This window comes from Cupriavidus sp. PET2-C1, assembly GCF_054515855.1.
The window spans coordinates 3955069-3973421 of the sequence record NZ_CM137259.1 but is presented as its reverse complement, the minus strand read 5'-3'; the positions used below and the strand labels follow the sequence as shown (position 1 = coordinate 3973421).

The 18353-nt window shown below is 65.5% G+C and carries 15 protein-coding genes; 14 read left to right on the top strand and 1 reads right to left on the bottom strand.

The genetic code is table 11. The features are described from left to right. Window positions 1-200 precede the first annotated feature (200 nt). The 6 genes from ACX12D_RS17960 to ACX12D_RS17935 all read left to right on the top strand — a co-directional run bounded on the left by ACX12D_RS17960 (window position 201) and on the right by ACX12D_RS17935 (window position 10741). A complete protein-coding gene (locus ACX12D_RS17960) occupies window positions 201-815 on the top strand; it encodes a shikimate kinase (RefSeq protein WP_459372168.1) in 615 nt (204 codons plus the stop codon). Next, window positions 802-1908, top strand: a complete 1107-nt coding sequence (gene aroB, locus ACX12D_RS17955; RefSeq protein ID WP_459372167.1) for a 3-dehydroquinate synthase — start codon at window positions 802-804, stop codon at window positions 1906-1908. Before ACX12D_RS17960 ends, aroB begins: the two co-directional genes overlap by 14 nt. Window positions 1909-1983: 75 nt before the next feature. Further along, entirely contained in the window at window positions 1984-3120 is a 1137-nt protein-coding gene (locus ACX12D_RS17950) for a deoxyguanosinetriphosphate triphosphohydrolase (RefSeq protein ID WP_150985723.1), read from the top strand. A 140-nt stretch (window positions 3121-3260) separates the two neighbouring features. Beyond that, window positions 3261-3983, top strand: coding sequence for a transposase (locus ACX12D_RS17945; protein ID WP_459372166.1), 723 nt, complete (start codon window positions 3261-3263; stop codon window positions 3981-3983). Between the two features lie 379 nt (window positions 3984-4362). Continuing rightward, a complete protein-coding gene (locus ACX12D_RS17940; protein WP_459372165.1) occupies window positions 4363-9144 on the top strand; it encodes a glutamate synthase-related protein in 4782 nt (1593 codons plus the stop codon). 133 nt (window positions 9145-9277) lie between these two features. Further along, on the top strand, window positions 9278-10741 hold the full coding sequence (locus ACX12D_RS17935) for a glutamate synthase subunit beta (RefSeq protein WP_441637855.1): 1464 nt from the start codon (window positions 9278-9280) through the stop codon (window positions 10739-10741). Window positions 10742-10834: 93 nt separating this feature from the next. Here the strand turns inward: ACX12D_RS17935 and ACX12D_RS17930 are convergent, their stop codons facing one another. Beyond that, window positions 10835-11371: a GNAT family N-acetyltransferase gene (locus ACX12D_RS17930; protein WP_459372164.1), complete on the bottom strand. Its 537-nt coding sequence runs from the start codon at window positions 11369-11371 to the stop codon at window positions 10835-10837. Between the two features lie 229 nt (window positions 11372-11600). On the opposite strand from ACX12D_RS17930, the gene ACX12D_RS17925 reads away from it, so the two are divergent. The 8 genes from ACX12D_RS17925 to ACX12D_RS17890 all read left to right on the top strand — a co-directional run bounded on the left by ACX12D_RS17925 (window position 11601) and on the right by ACX12D_RS17890 (window position 18327). After that, the gene (locus tag ACX12D_RS17925) at window positions 11601-12707 is read left to right on the top strand and encodes a Bug family tripartite tricarboxylate transporter substrate binding protein (RefSeq protein ID WP_459372163.1); all 1107 of its coding nucleotides are present in this window, start codon (window positions 11601-11603) and stop codon (window positions 12705-12707) included. A 151-nt stretch (window positions 12708-12858) separates the two neighbouring features. After that, window positions 12859-13680: an ABC transporter ATP-binding protein gene (locus tag ACX12D_RS17920; protein ID WP_459372162.1), complete on the top strand. Its 822-nt coding sequence runs from the start codon at window positions 12859-12861 to the stop codon at window positions 13678-13680. Then, window positions 13677-14453 carry a lipid asymmetry maintenance ABC transporter permease subunit MlaE gene (gene mlaE / locus ACX12D_RS17915; RefSeq protein WP_043350253.1) on the top strand — a complete coding sequence of 259 codons (777 nt, stop codon included), beginning with the start codon at window positions 13677-13679 and terminating at the stop codon, window positions 14451-14453. The genes ACX12D_RS17920 and mlaE overlap by 4 nt, the downstream gene beginning before the upstream one ends. A gap of 49 nt (window positions 14454-14502) precedes the next feature. Then, window positions 14503-15030, top strand: coding sequence for an outer membrane lipid asymmetry maintenance protein MlaD (gene mlaD, locus ACX12D_RS17910; protein WP_043352390.1), 528 nt, complete (start codon window positions 14503-14505; stop codon window positions 15028-15030). Continuing rightward, window positions 15027-15857: an MlaA family lipoprotein gene (locus tag ACX12D_RS17905; protein WP_459372161.1), complete on the top strand. Its 831-nt coding sequence runs from the start codon at window positions 15027-15029 to the stop codon at window positions 15855-15857. Before mlaD ends, ACX12D_RS17905 begins: the two co-directional genes overlap by 4 nt. A gap of 203 nt (window positions 15858-16060) precedes the next feature. Next, window positions 16061-16684: an MlaC/ttg2D family ABC transporter substrate-binding protein gene (locus tag ACX12D_RS17900; protein ID WP_441637844.1), complete on the top strand. Its 624-nt coding sequence runs from the start codon at window positions 16061-16063 to the stop codon at window positions 16682-16684. A gap of 124 nt (window positions 16685-16808) precedes the next feature. Continuing rightward, window positions 16809-17126, top strand: a complete 318-nt coding sequence (locus ACX12D_RS17895; protein WP_459372160.1) for an STAS domain-containing protein — start codon at window positions 16809-16811, stop codon at window positions 17124-17126. A gap of 247 nt (window positions 17127-17373) precedes the next feature. Beyond that, entirely contained in the window at window positions 17374-18327 is a 954-nt protein-coding gene (locus ACX12D_RS17890) for an ABC transporter ATP-binding protein (RefSeq protein ID WP_459372158.1), read from the top strand. Window positions 18328-18353: the final 26 nt, after the last annotated feature.

Here is an 18353-nt window from a genome sequence, read left to right as displayed (position 1 = left end):
ATGCGGCTTTTTTTATTGTCCAGGCGGGCTAGAGAGATTGGGCGAGGGTGCATGTGGCAGGCGCGCAAGGCGTGTCGCGAGGCGGGTTGCCTTGTGCCGATTGCGCCTCGCCACTTGCCCGGATCGTCCCAACATAAGAAGATGATGCAGTTTTCCACCGCGAGGGCCGGCCAGAGACCCGGCTCCCGCCCGACACGCCAGTGACAGTCACCCGCCCGAACCTTTTCTTTGTCGGCCTGATGGGTGCCGGCAAGACCACCGTCGGCCGCACCGTGGCCCGGCGCCTGAATTACCCGTTCTTCGATTCGGATCACGAACTCGAGGCGCGTTGCGGCGTGCGTATCCCGATCATCTTCGAGCACGAGGGCGAAGCGGGCTTTCGCGACCGCGAGGCGCAGGCGATCGACGAGCTCACCCAGCGCCGCGGCATCGTGCTGGCCACCGGCGGCGGCGCCGTGCTGCGCCCGGAGAATCGCGCGCACCTGAAGGCGCGCGGCACCGTGGTCTACCTGCGCGCCAGCCCGCACGACCTGTGGCTGCGCACCCGCCACGACCGCAATCGCCCGCTGCTGCAGACCGAAGACCCCAAGGGACGGCTGGAAACGCTCTATGGCGAGCGCGACCCGCTTTACCGCGAGGTGGCGGATTTCATCATCGAAACCGGCAAGCCTTCGGTAGCGCAGCTTGCTAATATGGTGTTGATGCAACTTGAAATGGCCGGTTTCACCGTTGCCGCCGAAGAACCCGAAGGGGCCGACGGCGAGGGCGCGGACAACCTTCCGGCGCAGGACCAGAATCACAATGATCACCCTTGAAGTCAGCCTTGGGGAGCGCAGCTACCCCATCCATATCGGCACCGGCCTGCTCGACCAGACCGAGTTGTTCCGCCCCCATGTGCGTGGCCAGCACGCCGTCATCGTCACCAATGAGACCGTAGGGCCGCTGTACGCCGCCCGCGTCCAGGCTAGCCTGGCGGCGCTCGGCAAGACCGTGCGCACTGTGACCTTGCCCGACGGCGAGGCCTTCAAGCAGTGGGAAACGCTCAACCTGATCTTCGACGCGCTGCTCAGCGCGGGCGCCGACCGCAAGACCACGCTGATCGCCCTGGGCGGCGGCGTGGTGGGCGACATGACCGGGTTTGCCGCTGCCTGCTACATGCGCGGCGTGCCGTTCGTGCAGGTGCCCACGACCCTGCTCTCGCAGGTGGATTCGTCGGTGGGCGGCAAGACTGGCATCAATCACCCGCTCGGCAAGAACATGATCGGCGCCTTCCACCAGCCTAATGCGGTGATTGCCGATATCGACACCCTGCGCACGCTGCCGGAGCGCGAGCTCGCGGCGGGCCTGGCCGAGGTGATCAAGCACGGCGCCATGGCCGATGCCGAGTATTTCGGCTGGATCGAGCGCAATATCCGCGCGCTCAACGCCTGCGACCCGGACATCATGGCGCTGGCGGTCAAGCGCTCCTGCGAGATCAAGGCCGCCGTGGTGGCCCAGGACGAGCGCGAGGGCGGCCTGCGCGCCATGCTTAATTTTGGCCACACCTTCGGCCACGCGATCGAGGCTGGCATGGGCTACGGCGAGTGGCTGCACGGCGAGGCCGTGGGTTGCGGCATGGTGATGGCGGCGGACCTGTCGCACCGGCTCGGCTTCATCGATACCGAAACGCGCGCGCGCGTGGTGCACCTTATCCGCGCCGCCATGCTGCCGGTGGTCGCGCCGGAACTGGGCACCGACCGCTACATCGAACTGATGAAAGTGGACAAGAAGGCAGAAGCCGGCAGCATCAAGTTCATCCTTCTCAGGAAGCTGGGTGAAGCCTTCATCACCACCGTGCCAGACCCTGACCTGCGCGCTACCTTGCAGCACGCGGTGCTCAGGCCGCCTACCGAGGCGCCGGTCGCCTGAGGCGATCGGTTGTGCCTTGCAACGCCGGCCGGGCGGCGCACCGCCACCCGGCCGGACGCCTGACCGGATTGCCGCATGACCGACCTCGAAAGCCATCTCGCTCCCTATGCCGCCCGCTCCGCGCAGACCCTTGGGCGGGTGCATGCCGAACCGGCCTCGTCCTCGCGCACGGAATTCCAGCGCGACCGCGACCGCGTCATCCACAGCACGGCCTTCCGGCGGCTCGAGTACAAGACCCAGGTCTTCGTCAATCATGAAGGCGACCTGTTCCGCACCAGGCTCACCCATAGCCTGGAAGTGGCGCAGATCGCCCGCTCCATCGCCCGCAACCTGCGCCTGAACGAGGACCTGGTCGAAGCCATCTCGCTGGCGCACGACCTCGGCCACACGCCCTTTGGCCATGCCGGCCAGGATGCGCTGAACAACTGCATGAAGAACCACGGGGGCTTCGAGCACAACCTGCAGAGCCTGCTGGTGGTGGATGAGCTGGAGGAGCGCTATGGCGGCTTCAACGGGCTCAACCTGACGTTCGAGACGCGTGAGGGCGTGCTCAAGCATTGCTCGCGCGTCAATGCCTCTGCGCTTGGCGAGCTGGGCCGGCGCTTTCTGGAGGGGACGCAGCCATCGCTGGAGGCCCAGCTGGCCAACCTGGCCGACGAGATCGCCTACAACAACCACGATATCGACGACGGCCTGCGCTCCGGGCTGCTCACGCTTGAGCAGATGGACGAAGTGCCGATGTGGGGCCGCCACCGCGCCGAGGCGATGGCAGCGTTTCCCGGCATCAACGGGCGGCGCGTGATCAACGAAACCGTGCGCCGCATGATCAACACGCTGATCGTCGACCTGATCGAAACCACCAGCCAGAACATTGCCGCAGCCAACCCGCGCAATATCGAGGCCGTGCGGGCTGCAGGCCCGCTGGTGGCCTTCAGCGCGCCGGTGCGCGAGGAAGCAGCAGCGCTCAAGCGTTTCCTGTTCCGCCATCTCTATCGCCATTACCTGGTGATGCGCATGTCCTCCAAGGCCCAGCGCATCATCACCGACCTGTTCGACGTATTCATGGCGGATCCGCGCCTGCTGCCGCCGCAGTACCAGGCCGGGCAGGGCCGCGACCCGTCCCGGCTGATCTCGCACTACATCGCCGGCATGACCGACCGCTATGCGATCCGGGAGCACCGCCGCATCTTTGCGGTCGACGAGGGCAGTTAGGGCAGCTAGGCCAACACGGCCAGCGCGGCCAGCGGGAAAATTGGGGACGGATCAGGCTGCGGCTAGGCTATCATCGGATATCGCATTCGTTTGATGCCATCCGACCGGCAAGCACGTATCGCCGAACCTCCTCGCCCATCATGGCCCGACTTCCTCGTTTCTCCCCGGCTTCGCTGCCGGCACTGGTGTTGCAACGCGGCAACAATCGTCAGCCCGTCTTCCATGGCGCCGATGACTACCTCCACTACCTGGACTGCCTGCGCATGGCCGCGCGGGAGCACGACCTGGCGATCCACGCCTACGCCCTGCGGCCGAATCATGTCCATCTCGTGGCGACCCCCCGGCATGCCGATTCGCTCAGTCTCACCATGCAAGCGGTGGGGCGCCGCTACGCGCGCTATTTCAACCGGGTCGCGGGCCGTACCGGCACGCTGTGGGATGGCCGCTTTCGCTCGGCGGTGTTCGATCCCGCCACCTGGATGCTGCCGGCCATGCAGTACGTGGAGGGCAACGCCGTGCGTGCCGGCGAGGTGATTTCGGCCGAAGGGGATCGATGGAGCAGCTATCGCCACCATGCCGGCATCGAGGCCAGCCCCTTTGTGAGCGATCACTCTGCGTACTGGGCGCTAGGTAACACGCCGTTCGAGCGACAATCCAACTACCGCGCCGTCACCGCGGAGGGGCTGTCGTCGATGACCCTGGCCACGCTTCGCAGCCATGCGCATAGCGGCTGGCCTCTGGGTGACGCGGCCTTCCTTGCGCAACTGGAGCGACAGGGTGGGCGGCGCGTGCAGCCGTTGCCCAAGGGCCGCCCGGCGGGCCGGTCCGCAATGGACAGGGAGTCCGAGCCGGACACCGTCTAGCCTCGGGCCGGGTGTGTGAAGCGTTGCGCGCCTGACTGCGGCGAGATCAATGAAGCACGCCCCGCGATGCACCATTTTTTATCTGTCCCCAAATAAAGACCATCCCCGTTGTGGTGCGAGATTAAATATGATCTGACCCCATTTAAAAATTTTGCGGGACGCGTACGATTCTTTTATAGTTGCTCCACCCACATTCATTGTGCGGCGCGTCACGCCTGTGTACGCCGCTGCGGCCCCGCTGTCTCTCTGGTTCCCCGTCCCCGGTTTCCAACCGGCCCCGGTGGAAGAGTGCGGTTCCCGTTCCGGTCTGCCTTGCTGGCTCGCAGCCCTCACCGGAATCAAGCCCGTGGACCAATCGCAATCCCAATCAAAGCAAACGATGGCCCAAGCGCAGGCCGCAGAGTCTGCCGCCGCCACGCACGTGCCTGCCTCGCGTCCGCAAGCCCAGGGCATGTACGACCCCGCCAATGAAAAAGACGCCTGCGGCGTTGGCATGGTTGCCCATATCAAGGGCAAGAAGAGCCATGAGATCGTCCAGCAAGGGCTGAAGATCCTGGAAAACCTGGATCACCGCGGCGCGGTCGGCGCCGATGCGCTGATGGGCGACGGTGCCGGTATCCTGATCCAGATCCCGGACCAGTTCTACCGCGAAGACATGGCCAAGCAGGGCGTGACCCTGCCGCCGTCCGGCGAGTACGGCGTGGGCATGATCTTCCTGCCGAAGGAGCACGCCTCCCGCCTGGCCTGCGAGCAAGAACTCGAGCGCACCGTACGCCTGGAAGGCCAGGTCGTGCTGGGCTGGCGCGACGTGCCGGTGGATGCCGCCATGCCGATGTCGCCGACGGTGCGCACCACCGAGCCGGTGATCCGCCAGATCTTCATTGGTCGTGGCCGCGACATCATGACCACGGACGCGCTGGAACGTAAGCTCTACGTGATCCGCAAGACCGCCAGCCACGCCATCCAGGCGCTCAAGCTCAAGCACGGCAAGGAATATTTCGTGCCGTCGATGTCGGCACGCACGGTCGTGTACAAGGGCCTGCTGCTGGCAACGCAAGTCGGCGAGTACTACCTGGACCTGCAGGACCCGCGCGCCGTCTCGGCCCTGGCCCTGGTGCACCAGCGCTTCTCCACCAACACCTTCCCGGCCTGGGAACTGGCCCACCCGTACCGCATGGTCGCCCATAACGGCGAAATCAACACGGTCAAGGGCAACGTGAACTGGGTCAACGCGCGGACCGGCGCGATCTCGTCGCCGGTGCTGGGCGACGACCTGCCCAAGCTGTGGCCGCTGATCTATCCCGGCCAGTCGGACACGGCATCGTTCGACAACTGCCTCGAACTGCTGACGATGGCCGGCTACCCGCTCGTCCACGCCATGATGATGATGATCCCGGAAGCCTGGGAACAGCACACCATGATGGACGACAATCGCCGTGCCTTCTACGAATACCACGCTGCCATGATGGAGCCGTGGGACGGCCCTGCCGCGATCTGCTTCACCGATGGCCGCCAGATCGGCGCCACGCTGGACCGTAACGGCCTGCGCCCGGCACGTTTCTACGTGACCGAGGACGACATCGTGGTGCTGGCTTCGGAAGCCGGCGTGCTGCCGTTCCCCGAGTCGCGCATCGTGCAGAAATGGCGCCTCCAGCCGGGCAAGATGTTCCTGATCGACATGGAGCAAGGCCGCATCATCGACGACAAGGAACTCAAGGACAACCTGGCCAACGCCAAGCCCTACAAGAGCTGGATCGACGCCGTGCGCATCAAGCTCGACGAGCTGGATGCCAAGCCCGAGGACGTGGCTGCCGAGAAGAAGCCGGACGCCCGCCTGCTGGATCGCCAGCAAGCCTTCGGCTATACGCAGGAAGACGTCAAGTTCCTGATGGCGCCGATGGCGCTGGCCGGCGAGGAAGCCACCGGCTCGATGGGCAATGACAGCCCGCTGGCCGTGCTGTCGTCCAAGAACAAGACGCTGTACCACTACTTCAAGCAGCTCTTCGCCCAGGTCACCAACCCGCCGATCGACCCGATCCGCGAGAACATGGTGATGTCGCTGGTGTCCTTCATCGGACCCAAGCCCAACCTGCTCGAGCTGAACAACATCAACCCGCCGATGCGCCTCGAAGTGTCCCAGCCCGTGCTGGACTTCAAGGACATCGCCAAGATCCGCAATATCGAGCACTACACCGGCGGCAAGTTCCGTTCGTATGAACTGAACATCTGCTACCCGCAGGCTTGGGGCAAGGAAGGCATCGAAGCCCGCCTGGCCTCGCTGTGCGCGGAAGCCGTGGATGCCGTGCGCTCGGGCTACAACATCCTGATCGTGTCGGACCGCCGCGTCGATGCGGAGCACGTGGCCATCCCCGCGCTGCTGGCAACGTCCGCCATCCACCACCACCTGGTGGACAAGGGCCTGCGTACCTCGGCCGGCCTGGTGGTGGAAACCGGCACGGCGCGCGAGGTGCATCACTTTGCGCTGCTGGCCGGCTATGGCGCCGAAGCCGTGCACCCGTACCTGGCGATGGAAACGCTGGCCGACATGGCACAAGGCCTGTCCGGCGACCTGTCGCCCGAGAAGGCGGTCAAGAACTTCGTCAAGGCGATCGGCAAGGGCCTGCAGAAGGTGATGTCCAAGATGGGCATCTCCACCTACATGTCGTACACCGGTGCGCAGATCTTCGAAGCCATCGGCCTGTCGCGCGAGCTGGTGCAGAAGTACTTCCACGGCACCGCAACGAACGTCGAAGGCATCGGCATCTTCGAGGTGGCCGAGGAAGCGCTGCGCCTGCACCAGGACGCCTTCGGCGACAACCCGGTGCTGGACACCATGCTGGAGACCGGCGGCGAGTACGCCTACCGCGTTCGCGGCGAAGCGCATATGTGGACCCCGGATTCGGTGGCCAAGCTGCAGCACGCCGTGCGCGCCGACGACGGCAAGGGCGCGTACCAGACGTACAAGGAATACGCCAACATCATCAACGACCAGAGCCGCCGTCACATGACGCTGCGCGGCCTGTTCGAGTTCAAGGTCGATCCGGCCCGCGCCATTGCGCTGGAAGAAGTGGAGCCGGCCAAGGAGATCGTCAAGCGCTTTGCCACCGGCGCCATGTCGCTGGGCTCGATCTCCACCGAAGCCCACGCCACGCTGGCGGTCGCGATGAACCGCATCGGCGGCAAGTCCAACACCGGTGAAGGTGGCGAGGACGCGAACCGCTACCGCAACGAGCTGCGCGGCATTCCCATCAAGCAAGGCGACACGCTGCAGGGCCTGCTGGGCACCGAAGCCGTGGTGCGCGACCAGGAACTGCAGGCTGGCGACTCGCTGCGCTCGAAGATCAAGCAGGTGGCCTCGGGCCGTTTCGGCGTGACCGCCGAATACCTGGCGTCCGCCGACCAGATCCAGATCAAGATGGCACAGGGCGCCAAGCCCGGCGAAGGCGGCCAGCTGCCCGGCCACAAGGTTTCGGACTACATCGGCAAGCTGCGTTACTCGGTGCCGGGCGTGGGCCTGATCTCGCCGCCTCCGCACCATGACATCTACTCGATCGAGGATCTGGCGCAGCTGATCCACGACCTGAAGAACGTCAACCCGGCCTCCGATATCTCGGTCAAGCTCGTGTCCGAAGTGGGCGTGGGCACCGTGGCCGCGGGCGTGGCCAAGGCCAAGGCCGATCACGTGGTGATCGCCGGCCATGATGGCGGCACCGGCGCTTCGCCGCTGTCGTCGATCAAGCACGCCGGCACGCCGTGGGAGCTGGGCCTGGCCGAGACGCAGCAGACGCTGATGCTCAACGGCTTGCGCAACCGTATCCGCGTGCAGGCCGACGGCCAGATGAAGACCGGCCGCGACGTTGTCATCGGTGCGCTGCTGGGCGCCGACGAGTTCGGCTTCGCTACCGCACCGCTGGTGGCCGAAGGCTGCATCATGATGCGCAAGTGCCACCTGAACACCTGCCCGGTGGGCGTGGCCACGCAGGATCCGGCGCTGCGCGCGAAATTCCAGGGCAAGCCTGAGCACGTGGTGAACTTCTTCTTCTTCATCGCCGAAGAAGCCCGCGAGATCATGGCGCAACTGGGCATCCGCACGTTCGACGAGCTGATCGGCCGCGCCGACCTGCTCGACACCAAGCCCGGCATCGAGCACTGGAAGGCGCGCGGCCTCGATTTCACCCGCGTGTTCTACCAGGCTCCGTTCCCCGCCGAACTGCCGCGCTTCCACACCGACGTGCAGGACCATGGCCTGTCGCTGGAAGCCGGCAAGGCGCTGGACCACGTGCTGATCGCCAAGGCTCGCCTGGCCATCGACAAGGGTGAGCGCGTGTCGTTCATCCAGCCGGTGAAGAACGTCAACCGTACCGTCGGCGCGATGCTCTCGGGCGTGGTGGCCAAGCAGTACGGCCATGAAGGCCTGCCTGACGACACCATCCACATCCAGTTGCAAGGCACCGCCGGCCAGTCCTTCGGCGCGTTCCTGGCGCATGGCGTCACGCTGGACCTGGTGGGCGACGGCAACGACTACGTGGGCAAGGGCCTGTCCGGCGGCCGCGTGATCGTGCGCGCTCCGCATGAGTTCCGCGGCGACCCGACACGGAACATCATCGTGGGCAACACCGTGCTGTACGGCGCGATTGCCGGCGAAGCCTTCTTCAACGGCGTGGCAGGCGAGCGCTTCGCGGTGCGCAACTCCGGCGCGGCCGCGGTGGTGGAAGGCACGGGCGACCATGGCTGCGAGTACATGACCGGCGGCACCGTGGTGGTGCTGGGCGGCACCGGGCGCAACTTCGCGGCCGGCATGTCGGGCGGCATGGCCTATGTCTACGACGAGGACGGCCTGTTCGACAAGCGCTGCAACACCTCGATGGTGGCACTGGAAACGGTGCTGGCCGCGGCCGACCAGGAGAAGGGCCAGTCGCCCGCTTCCTGGCACAAGATGGGCGGGCAGCGCCAGCTTGACGAAATCATCCTCAAGGGCTTGATCGAGCAGCATTTCCGCTTCACGGGCTCAGAGCGCGCCAAGGCATTGCTGGCCGACTGGACCACGGCACGCCGCAGGTTCGTCAAGGTCTTCCCGACCGAGTACAAGCGCGCACTGGGCGAGATGTACGCTAAGGAGCAGGAAGCGAAAGACAGCGACCGGGAAGCCATCGCCGCCTGAGCCCCAAGGGCAGGGCAGCGAGCCCGACCAAGCATGAGCGCTGTCGCGGATTTGCGACGGCCTCACAAGATACTGACCTCACAGCGGGGCCGGCGCATGCGCCGGTGCCGCTCAGCATGACCAAGGACGCAACATGGGTAAGGCGACTGGCTTTCTCGAATTTCCGCGCCAGAACGAAGGTTACGAGCCCGTAACCAAGCGCGTGAAGCACTACAAGGAATTCGTATTCGCGCTGTCCGACAGCGAAGCGAAGATCCAGGGCGCGCGCTGCATGGACTGCGGCATCCCGTTCTGCAATAACGGTTGCCCGGTCAACAACATCATCCCTGACTTCAACGACCTGGTGTATCGCCAGGACTGGAAGTCGGCGATCGAGGTGCTGCACCAGACCAACAACTTCCCCGAGTTCACCGGCCGCATCTGCCCGGCACCGTGCGAAGCTGCCTGTACGCTGGGCATCAATGAAGCACCGGTCGGCATCAAGTCGATCGAGCACGCCATCATCGACAAGGCCTGGGAAGAAGGCTGGGTTGCCCCGCAGCCGCCCAAGCACAAGACCGGCAAGACCGTTGCCGTGGTCGGCTCCGGCCCCGCCGGCATGGCCGTCGCCCAGCAGCTGGCGCGCGCCGGGCACGACGTGACCGTGTTCGAGAAGAACGACCGCATCGGTGGCCTGCTGCGCTATGGCATCCCCGATTTCAAGCTTGAGAAGTGGCTGATCGACCGCCGCATGGAACAGATGCAGGCCGAGGGCGTGACCTTCCGTGCCGGCGTGATGGTGACCGACGGCGAACTGCCGGCCGGCATCAAGAACTATGCGCGTGAAACCATTTCGGCGCAGGCTCTGCAAGACCAGTTCGACGCCGTGGTGCTGGCGGGTGGCTCGGAAGTGCCGCGCGACCTGCCGGTCCCGGGGCGCGACCTCGACGGCATCCATTACGCGCTGGAATTCCTGATCCCGCAGAACAAGGAAGTGGCCGGCGACGAGCCCAACGCGCTGCGCGCCGACGGCAAGCACGTGATCGTGATCGGTGGCGGCGATACCGGCTCCGACTGCGTAGGTACGTCGAACCGCCACGGCGCGGAATCGATCATCCAGTTCGAGTTGTTGCCGCAGCCGCCGGAAGAAGAGAACAAGGCGCTGGTGTGGCCGTACTGGCCGATCAAGCTGCGCACCTCGTCCTCGCACGACGAAGGCTGCAACCGCGACTGGTCGGTCGCCACCAAGGAGTTCATTGGCGAGAACGGCAAGATCACCGCGCTCAAGGCCTGCCGCGTCGAATGGAAGGACGGCAAGATGCAGGAAGTGCCGGACAGCGAGTTCATCCTCAAGGCGGACCTCGTGCTGCTGGCCATGGGCTTCACCAACCCGGTGGGCTCGCTGCTCTCCGCTTTCGGCGTGGATACCGATGCGCGCAAGAACGCCCGTGCCAGCACCGAAGGCGATCGCGCTTATCACACCAACGTGCCCAAGGTGTTCGCCGCTGGCGACGTACGCCGCGGCCAGTCGCTGGTGGTGTGGGCGATCCGCGAAGGCCGCCAGGCCGCGCGTTCGGTCGATGCCTTCCTGATGGGGCATTCCGAGCTGCCGCGCTGATCTGCGCCATGGCTTTGCTGATGCCGTGACGCGTTGCTCGCGCCACAAGACCCGCCCCGCGCAAGCCGGGCGGGTTTTTTTATAGCGGCGCGCTCAGCCTGGCTGCAGCGTACGGCCCATCAGCACGGCGTCGTCGCCGTAAGCCGACAGTTTGGCGGACAGGGCAGCGCTGGCAGGCGTCAGATTCGCGTACCCGAGTCTGCGCCACCATGCCGCAGCCGATTGCACGGCGACCAGCCGCGATGAGCGCAATCCGGCATCGAGCGCGGCTGCATGGGCCGCGGCGTAGAGCATTGGCGCCAGGCCGCGGCCCTGACCGGCGGGCGCCACCGCCATATCGTGCACGAACCAGGTCAGTATGCTGGCCGGCTCACCATCGCGGACCCAATGCCGCTCCAGCACGCCGTCGAGTGCCGGCAGGCTGTCCTGGGGCCACATGTGGGTAAACAGATAGGCTGCCAGCTCGCCATCCGGGCCGGCGGCCACCCAGCAAGTGGCGGGCGACAGCGCCAGGCGGCTGCCGAGGGCCGCGGCGGACTCGAGCAGCATGCCGCGATAGCACTGGGCCTGGATTTCCAGCACGGCGGGCAGGTCGGTGGCCAGCATGGGCCGAGGAGTGTATTCACGCATGACGGGCGATTATAGGCGGCGTCTGGCCCGGGGTGCCCTGGATGCCCGGAGACCCGCGTCCAGCCGTGCTCACAGGGTTGTCCCGGCTATGGTTAACGTGGTCTGTGCGGTTCTGGGCATTCTTCGTAGAATGACCTGACAATTAAAACAAAGTACACAAAGACTGCCTCGCTAATCCCTTTTCAGCCGATCAAGACGCCACGGCGATGCCAGTGGCCCGGAGGAATTGATGTCCGAAGTGCGCATTGTTTCGCGGCTTTGGCGAGGTAAGGCGAAGTTGCTTCACCCCGCTGCCATGCCGGCTTGTCGGCAGTTGTTTCTGCACGTCTGGCAGCCGCTGTGCCTCGCTGCCCTGCTGCTTGCCGCGAGCGGGCCCGGCCTGGCCCGGCCGGCCTCCGTGCCGGCTACCCCGGCGTCGGCAGCGTTTGCGCGCCCAATATCGTTTCCCGTCCGCCCCATTCGCCTGATCGTGCCTTTTCCGGCCGGCGGCGTGCCGGATGCCGTGGCGCGCCTGCTGGCCGAGCGCCTGGCGGTACGTCTGGGCGTGCCGGTCGACGTCGACAACCGGCCCGGTGCGGGCGGCACCACGGCGGGAGACGTGGTGGCCAAGGCCAGTTCCGACGGGCATACCTTGCTGTTCCACCAGGCCACCATGCTGATCCAGCCGGGCCTGGAGCCGGTGCCTTATGACGTAGTGCGCGACTTCACGCCGGTGGCGCGGGTCGCGACCATGCCGCTGTTCCTGGTGATCGATGCGCGCCTGCCGATGCGCACGCCGCAGCAATGGCTCGCTGCGGTCAATGCCAGTCCGGGATCCTACAGCTACGGCTCCGGCCAGGCCGGCAGCCCCTCGCACCTTTATGCCCAATACGCTGTGCATGGTGTACCGAACGGAGTGCCGCTGGTTACGGCCAAGGGCGAGGCGGCGGTGGTGCAGGAGATGCTGGCCGGGCGCGTCAGCGCTTGCTTCTGCGCGTTTGCATCCGTGCAGGCCCAGGTCAAGAGCGGCAATTTGCGCCTGCTCGGCGTGACTGGTGTGGCGCGTTCGCAACTGGCGCCCACGGTGCCCACGCTGCAGGAGTCGGGGGTGGATGGCTATGGCGCGGGAGCCTGGTACGGCGTCATTGCCCCGGCCAAGACCCCGCATGTCATCGTGGCGCGGATCGCCAGCGAGCTGGACGGCGTCATGGGTGAGCGCGAGGTGCGGGATCGCCTGCTGGCGGCGGGCCTGACGCCGTTGCGCGATTCGCCGGAAGCCTTTGCGACGGCGATCCGGTCGGAGTCGATCCAGTGGCAGGTCATCTTGCGGCAAACTGGTGGGCCAACTGAGCCTTAAGCTTCGCTTTTTGGCAGAGATGTCCGAAGTCCGCAACTCAAATGTGATGAAACAATTATTTGCGTTGAGTGGATGTGGATTGCGCCACACTGCCTCGGGCAGCGCTAGGTAGTAGCCCTTATAATGGCGGACTGCCTAACACGGTGCCAACGTGACCGATTCCGCCTCAAACCTCGTCGAGCTCCAATCTGTCGATTTCGCCTATACGGCGGGCGGCAAGCCAATCCTTTCGGGCCTTAGCATGCGCTTCCCGCGTGGCAAGGTGGTGGCCGTCATGGGCGGCTCCGGCTGCGGCAAGACCACCGTGATGCGCCTGATCGGCGGCCAGGTCAGGCCGCAGAGCGGCCAGGTGCTCTTCAACGGCGCCAATATCCCGGCCCTCGACCGCAATGACCTGTACGCCGTGCGGCGGCAGATGGGCATGCTGTTCCAGTTCGGTGCGTTGTTCACCGATCTCTCCGTGTTCGACAACGTTGCCTTCCCGTTGCGCGAACATACCGACTTGCCCGAGTCGATGATCCGCGACCTGGTGCTGATGAAGCTCAACGCCGTCGGCCTGCGCGGCGCGCGCGAGCTGATGCCGGCGGAGATCTCCGGCGGCATGGCGCGCCGGGTGGCGCTGGCCCGCGCGATCGCGCTCGATCCGGCCCTGCTGATGTACGACGAGCCTTTTGCCGGCCTCGACCCGATCTCGCTGGGCCTGACCGCGCGCCTGATCCGCAGCCTGAACGACGCGCTGGGGGCCACTACCATCATCGTGTCGCACGACGTCAACGAGACCTTTCTCATCGCCGACTACGTCTATTTCATTGCCAATGGCCGCATTGCCGCCGAAGGCGAGCCCGAGGCCCTGCGTGCCTCGACGGATCCCTTCGTGCACCAGTTCGTCCATGCCGAGCCTGACGGCCCGGTCCCGTTCCATTATCCGGGGCCGTCGCTGGCCGAGGACTTCGTGAGCGGGGCCGGACAATGATGGGATTTTTCACGAGCATCGGCTCCGCGGTGCGGCAGTCGGTCAGCGGCCTGGGTCATGCCACGCGCATGTTTTTCACGGTACTGGCGATGTCTCCGGCGCTGCTGCGCCGCTTCCGGCTGGTGAGCGACCAGATTTTCTTTGTCGGCAACCTCTCGCTGGTGATCATTGCGGTTTCAGGCCTGTTTGTCGGCTTTGTGCTGGGTTTGCAGGGCTATTACACGCTAAATCGCTACGGCTCCGAGCAGGCGCTGGGGCTGCTGGTGGCGCTGTCGCTGGTGCGCGAACTGGGCCCGGTGGTGACGGCGCTGCTGTTCGCCGGCCGCGCCGGCACGTCACTGACCGCCGAGATCGGCCTGATGAAGGCGGGTGAGCAACTCACCGCCATGGAAATGATGGCGGTCAATCCGCTGCAGCGCGTGATCGCGCCGCGCTTCTGGGCTGGCGTGGTCGCCATGCCGGTGCTGGCGGCGATTTTCAGCGCCGTTGGCATCCTGGGCGGCTATGTGGTCGGGGTGCAGATGATCGGCGTGGACGCGGGCGCGTTCTGGTCGCAGATGCAAAACGGGGTGGATGTTCGCAATGACGTGCTCAATGGCGTCATAAAGAGCTTCATTTTTGGCGTCGCGGTGACGTTTATAGCGTTGTACCAGGGCTATCAGGCCAAGCCGACGCCGGAAGGCGTGTCGCGTGCCACCACGCGCACCGTGGTGATTGCCTCGCTGGCGGTGCTGGCACTGGATTTCCTGCTGACCGCGCTGATGTTCAGCTGACTTGGCCGGTGCGGTCGCCGGAGCCGGAGTACTTGAAGAAGAGACGCAGATGAAAAGAAATACACTCGATTTCTGGGTTGGGCTGTTTGTGGTGGCGGGTTTCGTGGCGCTGCTGTTCCTGGCGCTCAAGGCCGGCAACATGAGCGCCCTGTCGTTCCAGGACACCTACTCGGTGCAGGCGCGCTTCGATAATATCGGCGGCCTGAAGCCGCGCGCCCCGGTGAAGAGCGCCGGCGTGGTGGTGGGCCGCGTGGCGGATATCCGCTTCGACGACAAGACCTACCAGGCGACCGTGACGCTCAACCTGGAAAAGCGCTACCAGTTTCCCAAGGACACCTCGGCCAAGATCCTGACCTCGGGCTTGCTCGGGGAGCAGTACCTGGGCCTTGAGGCGGGTGGCGACACCGCCATGCTGGCGGAAGGCTCGCGCATCACCATGACGCAGTCGGCCGTGGTGCTGGAAAACCTGATCGGGCAGTTCCTGTATAACAAGGCCGCCGATGCGGGGGCGGGCGGCAACAATGCCGGCGGCGCTGCTGCTGGAGCCGCCAGCGGCGCAGCGGGGGTGGTGAAATGACCGGCAGGCGTGCTGCCGCGCGCTGGCGCGTGGGACGAAACTGCTTGCTGGCAGCATCGGTTGCATGGCTGGCGGCAGGTTGCGCCACTGGCCCGACCGCCAACCCGAAGGATCCGATCGAGCCCTTCAACCGGGAAGTCTTCAAGGTCAACGACGCCGTCGACAGGACCGTGCTGCGCCCGGTAGCCCAGGTGTATGCAGATTACGTTCCGTCGCCGATCCGCACCGCGATCGACAACGCATTCTCCAACGTCAGCGATGTCTACTCGGCCGTCAACAACCTGCTTCAGGGCAAGCCCACCCGCGCCGCGGAAGACACCATGCGCGTGGCCATCAACAGCGTGCTGGGCATCGGCGGGCTGATCGACATCGCCACGCCGGCGGGCTTGCCGAAGTACAAGGAAGACTTCGGCCAGACCTTGGGCGTATGGGGTGTGCCGGCCGGTCCGTACCTGGTGCTGCCGCTGTTCGGGCCTAGCACGGTGCGCGATACCACTGGCATGCTGGTCGACCGCCAGATCGATCCATCGGCGTATATCGAGCCCGTGTGGCTGCGCAACTCGCTGTTCGGGGTGCGTGTCGTCAACACCCGGGCTTCGCTGCTTGGCGCCACGAGCCTGATCGAGATGGCGGCGCTCGACAAGTACGCCTTCATGCGCGATGCGTACCTGCAGCGCCGCGAGTACCAGATCCATGACGGCAACCCGCCGGAGAGCGACGATACCGTGCCGACCAGCCCACCGCCGGATGCCACGCAGGAAAACCAGGCGCTGCCCACGCCACCCGTGCAGATGCCCGGCAATATCGGCAATTTCCGCTTGCGCTGAGTGGGATTTGCCGCGGCTCGTGTCGCGGCTGTGAGTGGTGCAACAAAGTATGAAAATGTGGTGCCGGAAGCTCCGGCACCGCGAACTCCCAGGCCTTGCCCGAACTCCAACTCGGCGCAAGACTATTGCCGGCCTTGGTGCCGGGACGCGCTAGGATGCCGTACCTCGGTGTCCCTGCGTTATCGAATTGATAAGGACGAAATATGCTGAAGCGACTGTTGCTGCCTTTTCTTACCGTGGTTGCCTTTTCCGGTGCCGCCCACGCCCAATCGCAGGATGCCAGCACGCCCGACGGGCTGGTCAAGGCGGTGGTCGGCGACGTGATGACTTCGGTCAAGGCGGACAAGGACATGCAGGCCGGGAACATCGGCAAGATCTCGGCGCTGGTGGAGCAGAAGATCCTGCCCAACGCGAATTTCCAGAAGACCACGCAGATCGCCATGGGCCGCAACTGGTCCAAGGCCACGCCCGAGCAGCAAAAGCAGATCACCGACGAGTTCAAGACCCTGCTGATCCGCACCTATTCGGGCGCCATCGCGCAGATTCGCGACCAGAGCGTGCAGTTCCGCCCGTACCGCGGCAGCCCGGACGATACCGATGCCACCATTCGCACCCAGGTCATCAACAAGGGCGAGCCGATCCAGCTCGATTACCGCCTCGAGAAGACCCCGCAAGGCTGGAAGGTCTATGACATCAACGTGCTGGGCGCCTGGCTGACCGAGGCCTACAAGGGCAGTTTCAACACCATCGTGGGCCAGCAGGGCGTGGACGGCGTGATCAAGACGCTGCAGGACCGCAACCGCCAGCTCGCCAACGCCAAGAACTGAGCCTGCGAGCCTGCCTGAGCGGCAGGCCGCGGCCCAGCATGGCTGGCCGAAGTGTTCTACAATGAGCGCTCCCGCACCCGTGGGAGTGCTTTTTTACAGACCCGCATCCCCGGACCGCTGCCAGATGCTTTCGCTCGACACCTCGCTGACCAACCGCAACGCCGCCACCGTGCTGCGTGACGGCTTGGCACGCCTGGCCCAGGGCGAAGCCCAGGTGGATTGCGGCAAGCTGACCCAGGTCGACTCCGCCGCCGTCGCGGTGCTGCTGGCCTGGCAGCGCGATGCCGCCAGCCGCGGCCAGCCGCTCGTGTTCGTCGGCGTACCGGCCCAGCTGGCTGAGCTGGCCGCGCTGTACGGCGTCGATTCCCTGCTGCAACTCGGCGCCCAGGCAGGCGCCACGGGCGCGCGGGGCGCGCAAGACACCGTTTCCCACCGACATTGAACCGGCATCCGTGGCAAGCTGCTGATCTGCGCTTGCTACCGCGATGCCCGGGCGATGGCTCACGCCACGCCTCGCGCTCAAAGCGGGACTGCTCCCGCATCCCCTATAATTCCGGGTTGTTCGACCGTTCCGGCATATAAGGCACGGACAAGACACGGTCGAAGCACCCAGGCGGTCCCCGCCATTTCAAGGAGGCCGGCGTGCGAGCCCACCAGAGCCCTACGCGCCTGCCAAACAGTATCCGGCCATGAAAGCCATCGAACTCAAAGACGTTCGCAAGCGCTACCGCAATTTGCAGGCGCTCAAGGGCGTCAGCTTCACCGTCGAGCGGGGAGAATTCTTCGGCCTGCTCGGCCCCAACGGTGCAGGCAAGACCACGCTGATCTCCATCCTGGCGGGCCTGAACCGTGCCGATTCCGGCAGCGTCAGCGTGCTCGGTCACGACGTGGTGTCCGATTACCGGCTGGCGCGGCGCATGTTGGGCGTGGTGCCGCAGGAATTGGTCTTCGATCCCTTCTTCACGGTGCGCGAGACGCTGCGCCTGCAGTCCGGCTACTTCGGCCTGACCCGCAATGACGACTGGATCGACGAGATCATGGCCAACCTCGATCTCACCAACAAGGCCGACGCCAACATGCGCCAGCTCTCCGGCGGCATGAAGCGCCGCGTGCTGGTGGCCCAGGCGCTGGTGCACCGGCCGCCGGTCATCGTGCTCGACGAGCCCACCGCCGGGGTTGACGTGGAGTTGCGCCAAACGCTGTGGAAGTTCATTTCGCGCCTGAATCGCGAGGGCCACACCATCATCCTGACCACCCACTACCTGGAAGAGGCCGAGGCGCTGTGTGACCGCATCGCCATGCTCAAGTTCGGCGAGGTGGTGGCGCTGGACCGCACCAGCAACCTGCTGAGCCAGTTCGCCGGGCTGCAGCTGGCGCTGACATTTTCCCGTGGTACCTTGCCGGCCACGCTTGAGCCGCTGCGCATGCCTTCCTCCAACCCGGGCGAACGCGCGGTGCGGCTGCGGCTGTCGGGCTACCCGGCGGTGGAGCCGATCCTGGCCGCCTGCCGCGAGGCCGGCTGCGAGATCGAAGACATGGAAATCAACAAGGCAGACCTGGAGGACGTGTTCGTGCAGATCATGCGGCGCGAAGGCCATATGCCTGGCGCGCTGCCGGATACGGCGATAGGGGCTGCAGCATGAAGATGCCGACCGAATTCGACGCTACG